The sequence below is a fragment of the Brevibacterium sp. UCMA 11752 genome (assembly GCF_021532235.1).
GTDB lineage: Bacteria > Actinomycetota > Actinomycetes > Actinomycetales > Brevibacteriaceae > Brevibacterium > Brevibacterium antiquum.
Map to the genome: position 1 here is coordinate 871,336 of NZ_JACBOS010000003.1, position 17,072 is coordinate 888,407.

18 protein-coding genes are annotated in these 17,072 nt (G+C 61.7%); 14 read left to right on the top strand and 4 right to left on the bottom strand.

All coding sequences use genetic code 11. The features are described 5' to 3' along the window. Positions 1 to 3 precede the first annotated feature (3 nt). Both HU144_RS03930 and HU144_RS03935 read left to right on the top strand, forming a co-directional pair. The gene (locus HU144_RS03930; protein ID WP_235345272.1) at positions 4 to 1,137 is read left to right on the top strand and encodes a DUF5938 domain-containing protein; all 1,134 of its coding nucleotides are present in this window, start codon (positions 4 to 6) and stop codon (positions 1,135 to 1,137) included. Positions 1,138 to 1,177: 40 nt separating this feature from the next. Next, entirely contained in the window at positions 1,178 to 2,722 is a 1,545-nt protein-coding gene (locus HU144_RS03935; RefSeq protein ID WP_235350223.1) for an acyl-CoA synthetase, read from the top strand. Between the two features lie 58 nt (positions 2,723 to 2,780). Here the strand turns inward: HU144_RS03935 and HU144_RS03940 are convergent, their stop codons facing one another. Further along, positions 2,781 to 3,641, bottom strand: a complete 861-nt coding sequence (locus HU144_RS03940) for an SDR family oxidoreductase (protein WP_235350224.1) — start codon at positions 3,639 to 3,641, stop codon at positions 2,781 to 2,783. Between the two features lie 155 nt (positions 3,642 to 3,796). Here HU144_RS03940 and HU144_RS03945 point away from each other — a divergent pair, with 155 nt between their 5' ends. Next, a complete protein-coding gene (locus tag HU144_RS03945; RefSeq protein ID WP_235350225.1) occupies positions 3,797 to 4,408 on the top strand; it encodes a TetR/AcrR family transcriptional regulator in 612 nt (203 codons plus the stop codon). On the opposite strand, the gene HU144_RS03950 is transcribed toward HU144_RS03945, so the two are convergent. Then, positions 4,375 to 4,785 carry a VOC family protein gene (locus tag HU144_RS03950; RefSeq protein ID WP_235350226.1) on the bottom strand — a complete coding sequence of 137 codons (411 nt, stop codon included), beginning with the start codon at positions 4,783 to 4,785 and terminating at the stop codon, positions 4,375 to 4,377. The genes HU144_RS03945 and HU144_RS03950 overlap by 34 nt on opposite strands. Before the next feature lie 253 nt (positions 4,786 to 5,038). Here HU144_RS03950 and HU144_RS03955 point away from each other — a divergent pair, with 253 nt between their 5' ends. The 7 genes from HU144_RS03955 to HU144_RS03985 all read left to right on the top strand — a co-directional run bounded on the left by HU144_RS03955 (position 5,039) and on the right by HU144_RS03985 (position 12,304). After that, on the top strand, positions 5,039 to 5,803 hold the full coding sequence (locus tag HU144_RS03955; protein WP_235350227.1) for an ABC transporter ATP-binding protein: 765 nt from the start codon (positions 5,039 to 5,041) through the stop codon (positions 5,801 to 5,803). Positions 5,804 to 5,811: 8 nt separating this feature from the next. After that, positions 5,812 to 7,173: an FtsX-like permease family protein gene (locus HU144_RS03960; RefSeq protein WP_235350228.1), complete on the top strand. Its 1,362-nt coding sequence runs from the start codon at positions 5,812 to 5,814 to the stop codon at positions 7,171 to 7,173. Positions 7,174 to 7,200: 27 nt separating this feature from the next. Then, entirely contained in the window at positions 7,201 to 8,583 is a 1,383-nt protein-coding gene (locus tag HU144_RS03965; protein ID WP_235350229.1) for an FtsX-like permease family protein, read from the top strand. A gap of 174 nt (positions 8,584 to 8,757) precedes the next feature. Next, positions 8,758 to 10,068 (top strand): replicative DNA helicase, encoded by a 1,311-nt coding sequence (gene dnaB, locus HU144_RS03970; RefSeq protein ID WP_101618901.1) that lies wholly within the window; start codon positions 8,758 to 8,760, stop codon positions 10,066 to 10,068. Between the two features lie 44 nt (positions 10,069 to 10,112). Next, the gene (locus tag HU144_RS03975) at positions 10,113 to 10,676 is read left to right on the top strand and encodes a dihydrofolate reductase family protein (RefSeq protein ID WP_235350230.1); all 564 of its coding nucleotides are present in this window, start codon (positions 10,113 to 10,115) and stop codon (positions 10,674 to 10,676) included. Between the two features lie 59 nt (positions 10,677 to 10,735). After that, positions 10,736 to 11,269 carry a GNAT family N-acetyltransferase gene (locus HU144_RS03980; RefSeq protein WP_235350231.1) on the top strand — a complete coding sequence of 178 codons (534 nt, stop codon included), beginning with the start codon at positions 10,736 to 10,738 and terminating at the stop codon, positions 11,267 to 11,269. 117 nt (positions 11,270 to 11,386) lie between these two features. Further along, on the top strand, positions 11,387 to 12,304 hold the full coding sequence (locus tag HU144_RS03985; RefSeq protein WP_235350232.1) for a LysR family transcriptional regulator: 918 nt from the start codon (positions 11,387 to 11,389) through the stop codon (positions 12,302 to 12,304). Between the two features lie 38 nt (positions 12,305 to 12,342). On the opposite strand, the gene HU144_RS03990 is transcribed toward HU144_RS03985, so the two are convergent. Next, a complete protein-coding gene (locus tag HU144_RS03990; protein WP_235350233.1) occupies positions 12,343 to 13,527 on the bottom strand; it encodes a winged helix DNA-binding domain-containing protein in 1,185 nt (394 codons plus the stop codon). 58 nt (positions 13,528 to 13,585) lie between these two features. After that, a complete protein-coding gene (locus HU144_RS03995; protein WP_235350234.1) occupies positions 13,586 to 14,083 on the bottom strand; it encodes a GNAT family N-acetyltransferase in 498 nt (165 codons plus the stop codon). 61 nt (positions 14,084 to 14,144) lie between these two features. Between HU144_RS03995 and HU144_RS04000 the strand changes: the two genes are divergently transcribed. From HU144_RS04000 to HU144_RS04020, 4 genes are all read left to right on the top strand, one after another. After that, positions 14,145 to 14,663 (top strand): SRPBCC family protein, encoded by a 519-nt coding sequence (locus HU144_RS04000; protein ID WP_235350235.1) that lies wholly within the window; start codon positions 14,145 to 14,147, stop codon positions 14,661 to 14,663. Positions 14,664 to 14,833: 170 nt separating this feature from the next. Further along, positions 14,834 to 15,403 (top strand): DapH/DapD/GlmU-related protein, encoded by a 570-nt coding sequence (locus tag HU144_RS04010; RefSeq protein WP_235350236.1) that lies wholly within the window; start codon positions 14,834 to 14,836, stop codon positions 15,401 to 15,403. 193 nt (positions 15,404 to 15,596) lie between these two features. Next, positions 15,597 to 15,791 carry a ferredoxin gene (locus tag HU144_RS04015; protein WP_193079018.1) on the top strand — a complete coding sequence of 65 codons (195 nt, stop codon included), beginning with the start codon at positions 15,597 to 15,599 and terminating at the stop codon, positions 15,789 to 15,791. Positions 15,792 to 15,836: 45 nt separating this feature from the next. Then, complete coding sequence (locus HU144_RS04020) at positions 15,837 to 16,994, top strand: NAD(P)/FAD-dependent oxidoreductase (RefSeq protein WP_235350237.1); 1,158 nt, start codon at positions 15,837 to 15,839, stop codon at positions 16,992 to 16,994. Positions 16,995 to 17,072: the final 78 nt, after the last annotated feature.

A 17,072-nucleotide genomic window follows, 5' to 3' on the forward strand; every position in this document is an offset into this window, starting at 1 on the left:
ATTATGCCTGAGCAGAACAAGCCCGTCGTCGTATACGGAGCCAGCGGATATACGGGCCGCATCATCTGCGAATACCTTCGTCAGTACGGTGTGCCTTTCGTGGCAGCCGGCCGCAACGAGGACCGTGTTCGGGAGTCGATGCAGTCCAACGTCCCTGGGATCGAGACCGCCGATTATGAGGTCCGAGCCGTCGATCACACCGTCGAGGCACTTACCGAGCTCTTCAGCGGAGCCAGCGTTGTGCTCAACACGGTGGGTCCCTTCACCAAGTACAGTCCCACCGTCGTCGAGGCGGCACTGGCCGCAGGAGCTCATTACACGGATACCTCCGGTGAGCAGGATTGGCTGCTCACCTGTGAGACGCAGTTCGGAGAGAAATACGCCGCCAAGGGGCTGCTCCTCTCACCTGGTCTCGCTCAGATGTACACAATCGGCGAGATCGCAGCGAACCTGTGTCTTGAGAAACCTGGACTCGACACCTTGGACATCGCCGTGTTCTGGGGTGGAAGCCCGACGATCGCCTCGACGCAGACGATCCTCGTCAATGCCGCGACCTCGAAGGCGTACTACCTCGAACGCAATGCGTACACCGAATTCGATCCGAATGAGGGGCTGGTTCCACTTGTCGTTCCCGGCCAGCACGAACTGGCGCAGTCCCTGCCCTGGGGCGGGACCAGCCACCCGGTTTGGTTCAAGAACGACCCTCGCGTTGCCAATGTCAAGGCTCAAGGTGGCGTGTTCAATACGCCCCTGATGCGGGGTGTTCCGGTCATTGTGGCCAATGCGCTCGAACAGACCAAGGACATGTCAGATGAAGACCGCGACAAGGTGCTCATCGAAACAGCTGCCCAAGTTATGAGCGAGATGCCGCCCAGGGAGAACCCGTTGGTGAACAAGTCTCTCGACTCGGTCCACGCCAGCGGACCTCTGGGGCGGGCACATTGTGTCATTCACGGAAACAGCAACTATCAGCAGACCGGACTGCTGCAGGCCTACTTTGCCTACCACCTGACCCAGCAGGCACCTCGGCGGGTGGGATTCGCCTCCGGATGCCAGGCACTTGGCCATCAGGAGCTGCTGGGTGTCCTGCGGGAGTTCGGACTGGTCGCCAAACCTGTGCTGACCGTACAGGACTGAGACACAGAGCCGAAGACACAGGATTGAAGGAGCGACGATCATGAGACTTTTCGACTATCTCGACAAGGGTGCTTCCATTGACCCGAAGGCACCATGCCTGACGACCGATGGCGACACGCTGAGTTACGCACAGGTGCAGGCCACCTCGCGTGAGATCGCTGCCGGCCTCGCAGCCAGGCGGGTAAAGCCGGGAGACAAGGTCGCCATCATCTCCGGCAATGACCCGACTGCCTTCACCTGCGTCTTCGGTATCAGTCGGGTCGGAGCCGTGTGGTGCCCGATCAATCCTCGAAACGAAGCTCAGGAGAATCGCGAGTTACTGGAGCTCTCTGACTGCAAGGTCGTGATCTTCGCGAATGCCTACACGGAACTCGTCGACCGTATCCGAGCCGATCTGCCCATGGTTCATACCTGGGTATGCCTGGATGCACAGCCTGAAGGTGCATTCAGTTGGGGAGAGTTCCTCGAAGCCGGCGGGGAGTGGCAAGCCTCGGGTGCACCCGTGGGCGATCTGGCGATGGTTGTCGGCACCGGTGGAACGACTGGACGGCCGAAGGGAGTGATGCTGTCGAATCGGAATCTCGAGACGATGACCGCACTGACCCTGATGTCCTATCCATTCACAAAGACGCCGGTGTACCTGGCGATGGCGCCGCTGACACACGCGGCCGGAGTTCTGTGCTTTCCGATCCTGGCCCTCGGTGGAGAGATCGTCATCATGCGCGGTGCCGACGTCGGAGCGTTCTTGGACAACGTCGAAGAGTATGGAGTGACCCACTCGTTCCTGCCACCAACGATCGTGTACATGATCCTCGCCGAGACGGGACTCGACTCCACGGATCTCAGTTCCCTCGAATGCCTGTGGTATGGGGCGGCGCCTATGTCGCCGGTGCGATTGGAAGAGGCGATCAAGAGGATCGGCCCGGTCATGGCGCAGCTGTTCGGACAGACGGAGGCACCCATGATGATTTCGACGATGGCACCGCGCGATCATTTCCTGCCCGACGGGAGCCTGGCCGACAGCCGACTGAGCTCGGCGGGGAGACCGACCCCGTTGTGCACTGTGGAGGTGATGTCTCCAGAAGGCGAGATTTTGGCCAGAGGGGAACGCGGAGAGATCGTCGTTCGCGGATCGCTCGTCATGGACGGCTATTACAAGAATCCCGAAGCGACCGAGGAGGCGACGCGATTCGGATGGCACCACACCGGCGACATCGGCTACCTCGATGAGGACAACTACCTCTATGTCGTCGATCGCGCCAAGGACATGATCATCACCGGAGGGTTCAACGTCTATTCCACTGAAGTGGAGCAGGCCCTCCTCTCCCACCCCGATGTTCAGGACTGCGCCGTCATCGGTCTGCCCGATGAGCATTGGGGCGAGATGGTCACCGCCGTGGTTCAGCTTCGCCGAGGTGGTGCGGTGACGACGGAGGAGCTGCGGGGGCACGTCAAATCTCGGATCGGCAGCGTCAAGACCCCGAAGCGCATCGATGCCTGGAGCGATCTGCCCAGGTCGAAGGTGGGCAAGGTTCTCAAGGTCGAGATCCGCAAGGAGTTGCTGGAGGACGAGACCTCGATGTGAAATCGTGAACTAGGCGAGAATCCGTGTGCCTGATCGATGGACGTCGGTCCGTGGGCAATCAGTCAGTCCGCACCATCTGTTCCCGGAGTTGATCGGAGATGGTGCGGGGCGCCCGTCCGAGGAGACGAGACAGGGTGGGATCGGCGTGCGCGAAATGGCCGCTTCGCGTTGCTTGGAACATCGTCAGAGTGAATCGTGCGGCAGCCTCGGGCACCCCGGTGGCCACTTCACCTGCAATCCACTCTTCGTCCTTGACAACGATGCGTTCGACAGGGTTGCCCGATAGTTCGGAGGCGCTGGTGGCGAAGTCGGCGAGGGTCACCGGTGAGGGCAGTGTGAGATTGACCGGGCCGTCGAAGGACGATGCACTGGTCAGTATTGTCGCGGCCGCTTCGCCGGCGTCGCGTCGGTCGATCCATGAGAAGGGACCGTCGGCTGGTTTGGCGATTGTGCCAGTTGCCGGCCATGGTCCGAGCAGATCTCCTAGGTTTCCGTAGAAGCCATTGCGCAGCGCCGTCCAGGAAACGCCCGACTCGGCAAGATGCTGCTCTGTGGCGGCGTGAATTGCCAGTGGAGGGTACGGGGAGTTGAAGCCGGTCCCGAGAGCGCTCGTGTACAGAATTCGTTGAGCTCCAGCCTCGACTGCCGCGTCGATGGCTGTTCTGTGTTGTGTGATGACGTCCGCGGTGACATCACTCGAGGAGACGAGAAGCACCTGCTCCGCGTCGGCGAACGAGTGACGGAGAGCATCAGGATCGTCGTAACTTCCTTGTCTGACGCGAACGCCCTGGTCAGCCAGGTGCTGTGCGCGGTCGGGATTGCGGACGCTGACACCGATGTCGCTCGGTGCAATCCGGTGGAGGAGATGGTCCACAGTGAACCCGTTGAGAGCGCCCGTTGCTCCGGTCACGATGATCATGCTGGCGGCCTTTCGCTGAAGCCGGTCCGAGACCGGTGCTGATGGTGGGGCACCCCTTTTAAGTTGACTTGTGTGGTCAACTTAGTGCCGACATTCATCCTGCGGTAAAGTGACCAAGGGAGTCAAGTTATGGAGCGAACAGGGAAGAGCTGAGGGTGGCTGATAGGAATTCTGGGCTGACGTTGCGTACGGATGCCCGCCGGAATGTCGAGAGGATCCGTGCTGCCGCAATCGAGGTGTTTCGCGTCGAGGGGCTTTCGGCACCCTTGGAGAACGTTGCCGGTACCGCCCAGGTGAGCAAGGCGACGATCTTCAACAGGTTCGGCGGGCGGATCGGACTGATCGATTCCGTCATCGACGAGGTGGTCGCGACTCAACTGAAGGCCCTCATCGATGATGCCCAGTCAGTGCCCGGTATCAGCGAACGGATTCGATTCTACGTCGGTGCCATCCGCGACCTTCAATACCGGCTGCCGGCGGTCAACGACGTTCTGCTGCAGGCGTTTCCTGCCTCGGATCCGCTCATGGAGCTCTGTCACCTCGGGGGAAGCTTCCACGAGGAGCTGGTGCGGGAGGGGCATGCGGCCAACGCTCTGGCCGAAGAGGTCACGCCGGACGACTTTCAAGCGATGGCCGTCGACAACTCACTCGCACTCAAATACGGGATTCGCCCTTCCAGAGCGGCCTACGATCGGCGAACCGGATTGGTCCTCGACGGCATCTGTCAGCCTGCTCACGGCAGGTCAGGCTCGCCCTCTTCCTGGTGAATGAGCTGGATCAGGTTGCCGACGGTGTCGTCGAGGACTGCCGTGGTGACCGCGCCCATCGTCGTCGGTTCCTGAGTGAAGGTCACACCGAGGTTGCTCAGGCGATCGTATTCGGCCTGGACATCCTGAACGGCGAACTGGTTGATGGGGATTCCATCGGCGGCCAGCGCCTTGGTGTAGGTGTCCGCGGCGGGGTGCCCCTTGGGTTCGAGGACGACTTCCACTCCATCGGGATTCTCCGGTGAGACGACTGTCAGCCAGCGGAAGTCCTCACCGACCGGCACATCGACCTTCGGAATGAAGCCGAGCCGATCCGTGTAGAACTTCAGAGCGCGAGCCTGATCGTCGACCGGAATGCTGATCCACTGTGCCTTCATGATGACTCCTCAGTCTTAGCCGCATGTTCGGTGATCGATGCCACGTGTTGGCTCAGGGCGAGCCGCCGGGCATCCGCTACGCAATCACAATAGGTCGGAACTCGCCGTTCGGTCCATCGGCGGGACCGATCTCAAGTCAATCACCAGGTGATTCGCGGGATCTGCAACCCCTATTCCAAATGTCGGGTTTTCCTCGCCGAGGTGGTGGGAGGACTTCATAGTCGGGCAAGTCCGATTGCGAAAATATAGAGACATGACAAACACACAGCTTCCCGCAATCATCACATCATCGAACGTGACCAAGCACTACAACCAGACCTATGCGCTCGCCGGAGTCGATCTCACCATCGGCCTCGGCGAATCTTTGGCCATCATGGGGCCCTCCGGTTCCGGAAAGACGACCCTCCTGCACTGCTTGGCCGGCATCATCCGTCCCGACGAGGGCTCCATTCGCCTCCTGCCCACCGACCGCAGCGCTGCCGCCGAGATCACGTCACTGAAGGAGAAGGGCCGTACTGCGCTGCGTCGCGAGGTCTTCGGCTTCGTGTTCCAGCAGGGTCTGCTCCTGCCCGAACTCACCGCTCTGGACAATGTCGCGCTCGCCGCCATGCTCTCAGGCTTGACGCGCACCGATGCAACCGAACATGCCCGCGCGTGGCTCCAGCGCCTGGGACTGGCCGATCATCTGAACAAACGCATCGGACAGCTCTCCGGCGGACAGGCTCAACGCGTGGCCATCGCCCGCGCCCAGGTCACCCAGCCCGTGGTCACCTTCGCCGACGAGCCCACCGGTGCCCTGGACTCCTCCACCTCCACCGAGGTGCTCTCCGAACTCCTGGCCTCCACGACCGGACGAGGATCCACTCTGGTCGTCGTCACCCACGATGAGACGGTGGCCGCTCGCTGTTCGCGCATCGTCCGCCTTGCCGACGGTCGGATCGTCTCCGACTCCGCGAACCAGCCTGCGGGGAACGACCAGCGCGTGCAGAGCAACCAGTACGTTCAGAACAACCGGTGATGCCGACTATGAATATCCTTCCCGTCGTACTGACCAAGAAATCCTTCACCTCGACGACGTCGAAGCTCGTCGCCATCGCATTCTTCGCATGTTCGACGCTCTTCCTCACCGTCGCCGGCGGTGCCTGGGCGTTCAACGACCGACCCGAAGTCTCCGGATACGCCGAGGTGGCCGGGCTCTATCGCTTGCTCGCGATCTTGGCCACGGTCTTCCTCATCGTTCCCGCGATCAGCCTGGGGGTCGCCTCGGCGAAGCTGAGTGCCCGGCGTCAGGATGAACGCCTGTCCACACTTTCCCTGCTGGGTGCGAAGCCCGGCACCGTCCGCCTTCTGGCGGTCGCCGAGCCCTTCATTCCCGCCTCGGCCGGCATCCTCGCCGGTATCGCCGGCTACTTCCTGCTCGCCTACCCGCTCAGCTTCTTAGTCTTCACCGGTGAACCGCTCGGATATTCTGCGCTGATGATGCCTCTGTGGCTGCTCGCCGCCGTCGTCATCGGACTGCTTTTGGTCTGTCTGCTCTCGGCCCTGCTCGGCCTGCGCAAGATCACGGTTTCACCATTGGGCGTGCGCACCAGGTCCTTGGCTCGGAAGTTCCCAGTGGCCCGCATCATCACCGTCATCATCCTGGTCGTCGGCATGGTCGGTGCCCTCATCTTCTCCCTCAATCGGAACCAGCCGATAACGACCTACGTTGTCGCGAGCATCATCACGATCGGGATCGCCCTTCTGCTCATCAACGTCATCGGCGTCCTCGTCATGCGCATCCACGGATGGCTCAGTCACCGGATTGCCCGCACACCCACGTCGATGATCGCGGCCTCGATGATCGCCGATGCACCGGCACAGTACTGGCGTCGCGTGGCGGGACTGTCGATGATCACCTTCATCGCGGTCGTCGGTGGTGCCGGCACGGCGATGATGCGGGCGAATCAGGGAGATCTCACCGCCGAGGACAAGGCCATCATGGGCCCCTACCAGTACATGGCCGATGACATCTTCACCGGACTCACTCTCACTCTGGCCATCGCCTTCGTCTTCATCGTCATCTCCGCGACGATCAACCAGGCAGCAGACATCCTCGACCGGGCATCGACCTACCGGGAGCTGCATTCGGCGGGAATGACGCAGAAGATGATGCACCGAGTCACCGTCAACGCGGTCATGTCGCCCATCCTGCTCGTCACCCTCGTGTCACTGGTGCTGGGCGGACTGCTGGCCGGACTCATGGCTTCGGCCAGTGACCTCGGCGATCCGCTGACCATCGCAGTCGTCGCAGCGGTGCTCGTCGGCGGTGTTGCGATGGTGTGGCTGGGGCTCCAGTTCACCCGTCCGCTGGTCCGTCGCGTCACAGCCGTGACCGCCACGGCCTGAGAACGAGGTTCCGAGAAGGAGACCGATATGCCCACAGCAACTCGAATCGTCCCGCTCGTGCTGGGACGCAAGACGTTCACCTCCTCGAGTTCTCTTTTGGTGATGAGTTCGTTCTTCGCCTGTGCCACTCTGTTCCTCACCGTCGCCGCCGGGGCCTGGATGTTCTTCCAGACCCCGGCGGCACCGGGTTCGGACATGGAGGGCATGGACCTCATGTACAAGTTCCTCGCCGGCTTCGCGACAATCCTGCTCGTGATACCGGCGAGCACACTGGCGTCCGCCTCGGCGACCCTGTCCGCCCGTCGACAGGACGAGCGCCTGTCCACGATGTCGCTGCTCGGGGCGAGGCGAACGGCCGTCGTCACCCTCGCTGTTGCCGAACCGCTGGTGCCTGCAATCTGCGGAATCGTGCTCGGAGTCCTCGGCTATCTCGTCATGGCATGGCCGGTGAGCCTCATCCACTTCATGGGCCGCTCCATCGGCTACGAGAACATGTTGATGCCCGCGTGGCTGGTGGCTGCAGTGGTCGTGTTCCTCATCCTCGTGTGCATCGTCGCGGCCCTGGTGGGACTGCGCAAGGTCGCGATCTCGCCCCTGGGTGTGCGCACCAAGTCACTCGAGCGGAAGTTTCCCCTCGGGCAGGTGATCCTGGCAGTCGTCGCGATTGTGCTCCTGCCGGTCGCCGTGTCGCTGACGCAGAGCGGCGGCCTCGGACTGGGCATCCTGATCGCGGCCATCATGGTCATGTTCATCCTCGGACTGATCGTCGTCGACCTCGTCGGCGGCCTGCTGATCAGGTGGTTTGCCCACCTGAGCGGGAATCGGGCGCAGACTCCGGAACGACTCATCGCCGCCCGGCTGGTCTCCGACGATCCCAAACGGTTCTGGCGCAGAGTATCCGGGCTGGCCATGACCGCATTCGTTGCGGCTGTCGGCGGCTCCGGCATCTCGCTCATGCAGCTCGGCCTGGATGCTGCGGATGAACCCGGTGCACAGATGCAGGACGCAGACCGGTTTCTGCTGCAGGACATCTTCACCGGAGTCATGCTGGTGATGGGGATATCGATCCTGTTGATCGCTGTATCCGCGCTGATCAACCAGGTTGCCGACATCTACGATCGAGCCGACACATTCCAAGATCTCTACGCCGCCGGAACGGATCCGGAGACCATGCACAAAGCGATGGTGAGAGCAGTTCTGGGGCCGGTCGTCTGGGTGGCGCTGCTGGCAGGCGGTCTCGGTCTGCTTCTCGTTCTGCCCTTGGCCGGAGCAGCGCTCGTGCTCAAACCGATCACGTTCTCAACGATTCTCGCGTCAGTGGTCCTCGGTATCCTCATCATCAGATCGGGATTGCAGCTGGCGAAGCCGATCCTCGTGACCGTGGCGACCGCGGGCCGTTCACGGGAATGAGGAGGGTGCCGTGAGCATGCCGGAGTGAGCGTGTGCTCACACTCGGATATCCCCGCCGAGGTGGGTCTGCGGCTTCTCGATCCAGGTACAGTTGGAGGGCGTTGAAAGCGGGTGTCAGCCGACGAGGTTCGAGGAAGAGGATGACGATTGAGCAACAATCAGGGGTTTGACGGGATGAGGACCCCGCCGCAGGACGTCGAGGCCGAGCAGAGCGTCCTCGGCGCGATGCTTCTGTCCAAGGATGCGATCGCCGACTGCGTCGAATCCATGACCGGCGATGACTTCTACAAGCCTGCTCACGAGACTATCTACGAGGCCGTCCTCGACCTGTATTCGCGCGGTGAACCTGCGGATTCGGTGACGGTGGCCAACTACCTGACGAAGACCGGTGACCTGTCCCGAGTCGGTGGCGCAGCGTACCTGCACACGCTCATCTCCTCCGTTCCGACTGCCGCCAACGCCGGCTACTATGCCGCGATTGTGCGCGAGCAGGCCGTCCTGCGCCGCCTCGTCGAGGCCGGCACGCGCATCGTGCAGATGGGCTATGACGCGGAAGGCGACACCGATGAGGTCGTCAACTCGGCCCAGGCGGAGATCTACCAAGTCACCGAACGTCACACCACAGAGGATTATGTGATCCTCTCCGACATCCTCAGCGATGTCGCTCAGGAGATCGAACGCAATGGCGACACCGATGGGCAGACTGCGGGGGTGCCGACCGGTTTCACCGAATTCGACCAGCTCACCAACGGTTTCCATCCGGGCACGATGATCGTCATCGCGGCTCGTCCCGGTGTCGGCAAGTCCACTCTGGCCCTGGACTTCATGCGCTCGGCGGCGATCCACCACGGCCAGGCCGCCGTCTTCTTCTCCTTGGAGATGGGCAAGAACGAACTCGTCATGCGTCTGCTGTCCGCGGAGTCGGAGATTCCCCTCCAGAACCTTCGCCGCGGTGAACTGTCCCCTCATGACTGGACGACCCTGGCCGCGACGGAATCGCGCATCAACGATGCCCCGCTGTTCGTCGATGATTCCCCGAATATGGCACTGACCGAGATCCGTGCGAAGTGCCGACGCCTGAAGCAGCAGCACGATCTCAAGATGGTCTGCGTCGACTACCTGCAGCTGATGAGCTCCGGCAAGCGAGTCGAGTCGCGTCAGCAGGAGGTCTCCGAGTTCTCCCGTTCGCTCAAGCTCTTGGCCAAAGAGCTTGAGATCCCGGTCATCGCGCTTTCACAGCTCAACCGTGGCAGCGAGCAGAGGACGGACAAGCGGCCGATGATCTCGGACCTGCGTGAGTCCGGTTCGATCGAGCAGGACGCCGATATGGTGCTGCTCATCCACCGTGATGACATGTACGACAAGGAACACGAACGTGCAGGCGAGGCCGACATCATCGTCGCCAAGCACCGTGCGGGTCCGACAGCTGACATCTCCGTGGCATTCCAGGGCGCGAAGTCCCGCTTCGTCAACATGCCGCAGTAGACTCTTCTGCACCAGCGGCTGCCGACTTGAGAGGGGCCGATCTTATGCGGAAACTGACCTTCGCGATGAATGTAAGCCTGGACGGCTACGTCGCCGCACCTGGAGATGATCTTGGCTGGACCACGCCGAATGACGAGGTGTTCCAGTGGTGGTCCGATCGGGTCGGGTCCATTGAGCTGGCCCTGTACGGCAGGCGACTGTGGGAAGACATGAGCTCATTCTGGCCGTATGCGGACCAACAGCCTGGAGTCACGCCGGAGCAGCTCGAGTACGCGCGCCGTTGGATGGAGATGCCGAAGGCAGTGTTCTCTTCGACGATCGGCACGGTCGGGTGGAATGCTCGCCTGATCCACGGGGAAGCCGCCTCGGAGATCGCCGGACTCAAGGCGGAAGATGGCGGCCCCATGGACATCGGCGGTGCCGCGCTCGCCGCGACAGCTATGAGAGCAGGACTCATCGACGAGTACATCCTCGTCACCCACCCGGTTCTGACCGGTGGCGGCACACCCTTCTTCACCACCCTCGACAACTGGGTGAATCTGAACTTGCTGGAGAGTCGATCGTTCCCCGACGGAGTGCGTCTGACACGCTATGGGACCAGATGTTGATGGCCCATACGGCGTTCGCCGGTGGGTATGGTGAGCATCGGAGAGTAGGCTGACTGACTATGCTGATCCGACGAGAACGTTCAGGCGATACTGAAGCTATTCGCGCCGTCACTGCGGCCGCATTTCGCGGTGCGGAGCACAGTGCGCCTCCGGTGGAGCCGGGAGGAGATCCTGGGGAAGCGACTCTGATTTCCTGGTTGCGGGCTGATGCGGCGTGGATTCCTGAACTCTCACTCGTTGCCGTTGCTGACGATCAGATCATCGGACACGTTGTCGCCTCTCGTGCGCACGTCGATTCCGCACCTGCTTTGGGAATCGGGCCGGTCAGTGTCGACCCTGGTCAACAGGGTGAGGGTGTTGGCTCGGCGCTGATGCATGCTGTGCTCGGTGCTGCAGACGCCCGAGGTGAGACCGTAGTGGGTCTGCTCGGAGAGCCTGCCTTTTATGCGCGCTTCGGTTTCGTCCCAGCCTCGGCGACTGCAGTCTCCTCACCGGAGTCCGGGTGGGGCGACTATTTCCAGATCCGCACACTCTCGGACTATGACGGTCAGGGCGGAGCCTTCAAGTACGCGAGCCCGTTCGACCGGTTCTGAACGGTACCGATTCTGAACAGTTGAGTCCGATCGTTCTGCGCGGGTGATGAGCATTCATGCACACACTTTGCTGCTCTGGGGCCCATTTCGGAGTCCTCTCTGCCTAATATTGCAGATATGGACATGAAGCCGAACGACCTGCTTGTGCTGCTCACGGTTTCCCGATCAGCCAAGTTCACGACTGCGGCGGCGACATTGGGGCTGAATCACACGACCATCTCGCGTCGCATCGCGGCTCTGGAGAAAGCCTTGGGCGGACGTGTCCTGTCTCGAGCATCCGGCGGTTGGGAACTCACCGACTTGGGTGAAGAGGCAGTGCGGGTGGCGGAACAGGTAGAGGATGCGGTGCGCAGCCTCGGCGAACCAGGCCGTGCCCCCGACCCGATCACCGGAGTGGTCCGAATGACAGCCACGGATGGCTTCAGCGCCTACGTGGCGGCCCCGGCCGTGGCAAAACTGCGGAGTCGACATCCCGGGCTCAGCGTGGAGATCGTGACCGTGACCCGCCAGGCTCTGCAGCAGCGATCTGGCTTGGATATCGAAGTCGTCGTGGGTGAGCCGCAGGTGCACCGTGCTCAAGCGTTCAAACTCGGCGACTACGAATTGGGCATGTATGCCTCTCAGGACTATCTGGCTGAACGGGGCACACCGGCAACGGTCGAAGAATTGGTTGAACATCGTCTGGTCTACTTCGTGGACTCCATGCTCCAAGTCGACGATCTCGACGCCCCACGTCGCCTGGTCCCCACGATGAAGGACGGATTGTCCTCGACCAATGTGTTCGTCCATGTGGAAGCCACACGCGCCAGTGCGGGCATCGGCTTTCTGCCCTGTTTCATGGCCGACCTGCACGATGACCTGGTCAGGCTCTTTCCCGAGACCCTTTCCGAGCGGCTGCCGTACTGGATGGTGCTGCGACCCGACTCGATGCGCCGACCGGCCGTGGCCGCTGTTGTTCAGGCCCTGCGGGATCAGACCGTTGCTCATGGTGACGCGCTGATGGGACGAGGCGCTGGCTCAGTAGACGCACGCTGAAGTCCGGCCTCCAGCCACGTCCAGCCCCAACCTCTCGATCAATCGGAGTCGACGTCGACCTCAACCGCTGCGGCGCCGCGCAGACTCGCCACCTTCTTCGCCTCGGCTTCCACCGACTTCTTCGTGTGAGCCGACAGCCGGCCGAATGCGGTGACGGACACGCTGAGGTTCTTCCCCTTCTTGCGCGCTCGCCATGTGCCAATGATCCGGCCGTCGACAAGAACGGTCCCGGGCTCACCGACGGTCTTGAATACATCGCTATGGAACTGCTTGTCGATGATGGTCTCCCGGTCGCGTCCCTGAACATAGGGATCGCGCGGTGGCAGCAGCCGCACGCCCGTGGGTGTGGGCGGTGACTGCAGCGCATCGAGGTCTTCGGTCAGGACCCAGGTTCGCCGACCGAAGTCGACCTCGGTCAACTCATCCTCGAGCAGGTTCCACCACGACTCACCTTCCCGTGAACGCACTCCGATCCACGAGGCGAAGTCCCCACGGGTGGACGGCCCGTAGGCGTGCAGGTAGCGACGGAGAAGCTCGGCTCGGGCGTCCTCTGGGGCCATCTCCGGCCTTTCAGTGTCCAGCCATTCATCGAGCAGCACGAACGGTGCCTTGCTCCCGTCACGTGGGGCGAAACAGATGATTTTCTCCAAAGTGAGGATGCGCAGGCAGAAATGAACGACGCCTTCTCCCAGACGCTGCCCCTTGGCATACGGCCCCTCACGCTCCCAGCGGGCGCGCTTGTTCTCCGGCAACTCGTGAGCGATCCGCTCGGCGATCTCCGTTCCCAATTCGTTGACGGTGAGTCTGCGACCGGAGAGCACGGATCCGATCGTGTCCCGTGTCCGGTCGACAACCTCGGCGAGGAACATCTCCAGCTTGTCGAGCGATGCCTCGATTCCGAGGATCAAGTGGCGCTGTCCAGTCTCTGTGGGTGGGAGGACTCCGGTTGTGAAAATGGAAAGATCGTTTGTCGGAAGGCAGAAGGGTGCACCGCGCATGCACCAACTCTGCAGCAGGGCCTTGTCATCGGAGCTCGCAGTATTGACCGCTTCCGAAGTGACACCTTCAACCCGGGCGTTGAGGGCGAGCAGAGCCGATCCGGGTGGGCTGTTCTGCACTCCACAGACACCGGTGGCGGTGACCAGGGACTGCTCAGTCAGGCGCCGATTCAGGTTCTGCGCCTCAAGGCGGTACGCAATGACCTCGTCCCGATTGACCTTCACGCTCTTGGATCCAGGCTATCGCGGCAGGCTCATGGGCATGTCGACGTACCTTCCTGACTCAGAGGTCAATCGCGTAGACGAGGTGGACCTGCGACGAATGCCTCAGCGTGTGATCAAGGTGCATGCCGATCTTCGCCGCCACACGCTTCGAGGGCCGATTGTCCCGGTGGATGATCGAGACCAATCGGGACGTCAGGGCATGATTATCGGCGAAATCGCGGCAGGCGGCGGCCGCCTCGGTGGCAAATCCGAGATTCTGAGCCGAGGTCTTCACGTGGTATCCGACCTCCAGCTCAACCGAGCTGTGGAGCTTCTGCCAGGTGAGGCCGCAGTCTCCGAGAAATTCGCCATCATGTGTTTCGATGATCCAGAGTCCGAATCCGTCCGTGGCATAGCGGCGCTGGTTCCGGTCGATCCACTCGGCCGCTTCCTCACGGTCCTTCGGATGTGGGTAGTGCTCCATGACCCGGGGATCGCCGAGGAGGCTCGCCATTTCCTCGAGATCATCCGTCGACATCTCACGGAATCTCAGTCGAGGAGTCGCGTTCGGTGGCATGGACGTCAGAATACTCCGCACCCACTCCACTAGGGTGGACGTAAGCGAGGAAGGGAATCGGATGACGCGCACCATGCAGGTCAGCGACGCTATGATCATCGACGTCGACGCACTCACCCTGTGGGAACAGGTGGCTGATCCGACGCAGATGTCGCGGTGGAGTCCCGAGAACACGGGAGCACACACGCCGGCAGACTCCCGGCCGCTGCAGGTCGGCGAAGTCTTCGAAGGCAGCAATCATCGGGGTCGGGCGGGGTGGGTCACCGAATGCGTCGTCACAGCCTCGGATCCGGGTGAACGGTTCGCCTTCAAGGTGCGCAAGATCGGTGCCGGCTCACCGAAGCTTCGTGCCGGCATCGCCACCTGGATCTATGAGTTCGAGGACATCGACGGGCGCACACGAGTCACCGAGACCTGGACCGACGACCGCACGGCCTGGCCCGACTGGGTCGCGGCGATCATCGACCGCGTACTCACCAGCGGCAGACCCTTCGCAGACTTCCAGAGACTGAACATCCACAGGACGTTGACGGCGATGAAGGACGAGTTCTCACGCGGGAAGAACTCCGAGGCGGCCTGAAGAGCACCATCGAACCGGGCAAAGTCTTCGACCAGACGATGTCGCTCGACCGTACCCCCGAGGCCTATTCCGCCATGGACAGACGTGAGGCGATCAAGGTTCTGCTCACTATGTGAGCGTGTTTCCGGCCCAGAGTGCAGGAAAGTGAGAAACGCGAAAGGATAGTTGGTATGGAACTCAAGGATCTGGTCAAAGCTCTCAACAACGGTGAAACCATCGTCAGCGACTCACCGCTGCACGAGGTCATGCACCGCACCAGCCAAGAGGCGCTGCGCATCACCGCCGAACTCAACGGTACATACCACGAGCCCGATGAAGTTCGGCGGCTGTTGGCCTCACTGCTCGGAAAACCAGTGGACAAGACCGTCACGATGTTCCCGCCATTCAACACCGACTTCGGAAAGAATACGACGCTTGGTCGACGGGTCTTCATCAATTCCGGATGCAGCTTCCAGGACCAGGGCGGCATCAGGATCGGAGACGACAGCCTCATCGGCCACAACACTGTTCTTGCGACCCTCAATCACGACATCAACCCGGAGCGTCGCGGGGACATGCATCCTGGCCACATCATCATCGGCCGCAATGTGTGGATCGGTTCGAATGTGACCGTTCTGCCCGGCGTGACCATCGGCGACAACGCCGTGGTGGCGGCGGCCTCGGTCGTGACAAAAGACGTGCGTGGAGGAACCGTCGTAGCCGGAACACCTGCACGCATGGTGCGATCCGTGACTGACTGAGAAGGCATCACCAAGGAACGAGTCTGCCGATCCGGCGCCGATGAATCACCCATGGCCTCGGTGTATTCTTAACGCGAATACACGGCATGAGAGCATCCAAATGGAACTCATGGCCGTTTGCCATGACACTGGAACTGGTGCGGCCGGTATGAACCGAAACTGGGCACCGATACTCGATTCTTCGGAGGTAGAAATGCGCATTGAACTCGACCAACCACGCTGTGAAGGTCATGGACTCTGTGAAGAAGTAGCCCCTGATCTGGTCCACCTCGATGACGAAGGCGAACTGGTCATCGACATCGCAGAGGTCGAGGCCGGATCCAATGAGGAACACCATGCTCAAGAGGCAGTTCGCATCTGCCCAGTGACTGCACTGTCGCTCAAATGAGAAGCACGCACTGATACTCGCGGGACCGAGCAGAAGGGAACGCACGTGGACCGCAATTATGACAACATCGTGATCGTCGGCTACGGCATCGCGGGGATGACAGCGGCAGATACCCTCCGCTCTCACGGGTATCAGGGCCGGCTGACCATCGTTGGCGGGGAGCCGCATGAGCCCTATTCGCGGCCCGCTCTGTCCAAGGCCATGCTGGCCGACGTCAGCACTGTCGAACCGCAGTATCTGCCGGCGTCCGACCACGGCGCGAAAGTGCTCCTGGGCAGACGTGCTGTGGCACTGGATCTGAAGCGGAACACGATCACGCTCGACAACGGTGAGTACATCGATTTCGACGGACTCGTCATCGCCAGCGGCTCCACTGCCAAGCGATTCACCGATCATCCCCGCGAATTCGCGGTTCGCAGCCTTGATGATGCGCTCCGACTGCGAACGCGCCTGCAAGACCAACCGAATGTGGTGATTCTGGGCGGGGGCCCGCTCGGAATGGAGATCGCCTCCGGGGCCCGGAATATCGGCTGTGCCGTAACGCTGGTGCACCGAGGACTCCCTATGGCCAGCCATCTTGGCCCCTATTTGGGCGGCTGGTGCACCGAGGCCGCCCGTGCTCAGGGTGTCGAGCTCATCGATGGACGAGTCGCCGAGGTGTACGCTCCCGATTCTGCTGACGGACCAATCACGGTTTGCCTCGAAGGCGGACAGGAGGTCGGTGGGGATGTCATCGTCTCTACGATCGGTGACGCTCCCGAAGGGGATTGGCTTGCCGACTCCGGCTTGCTGACCGATGGGCGCCTCAAAGTGGACACTCGTGGGCGAGTGAATGAGCACATAGTGGCAGCCGGTGATATCGCGTGGCTGCCGACCGCAGACGGTCACGAACGACAGCCTCTGTGGACAGCCGCGATTGAACAGGCGAAAACCGCAAGCCTTGCTCTACTCGTCGGTGATGAAGCCCCACCGCTGAACTTTCAATCGTACTTTTGGACCGAACAGTTCGGACTCACCATCCGCGTCTCCGGCGACTTCCCCATTCATGGCGAACCTGAAGTCGTCGCTCGCGGACAGAAGGCCAATCCAGACGCGCTCCTGTTGCGCTGGAACGGTGACGCGCAGTCGGCCGCCGCCGTCGGTTATCGAATAGCTATTCCAAAGTTGCGTAAAGTCGCAACCGGAGACTTCCTGCCTTCCTGAGTGGTTCCGACCATGGCAAGGTTGAGCCTGCCGAAACGAACCAGATCCGTCCGAGGCCGCCATCTGCTGAGGGTGGCA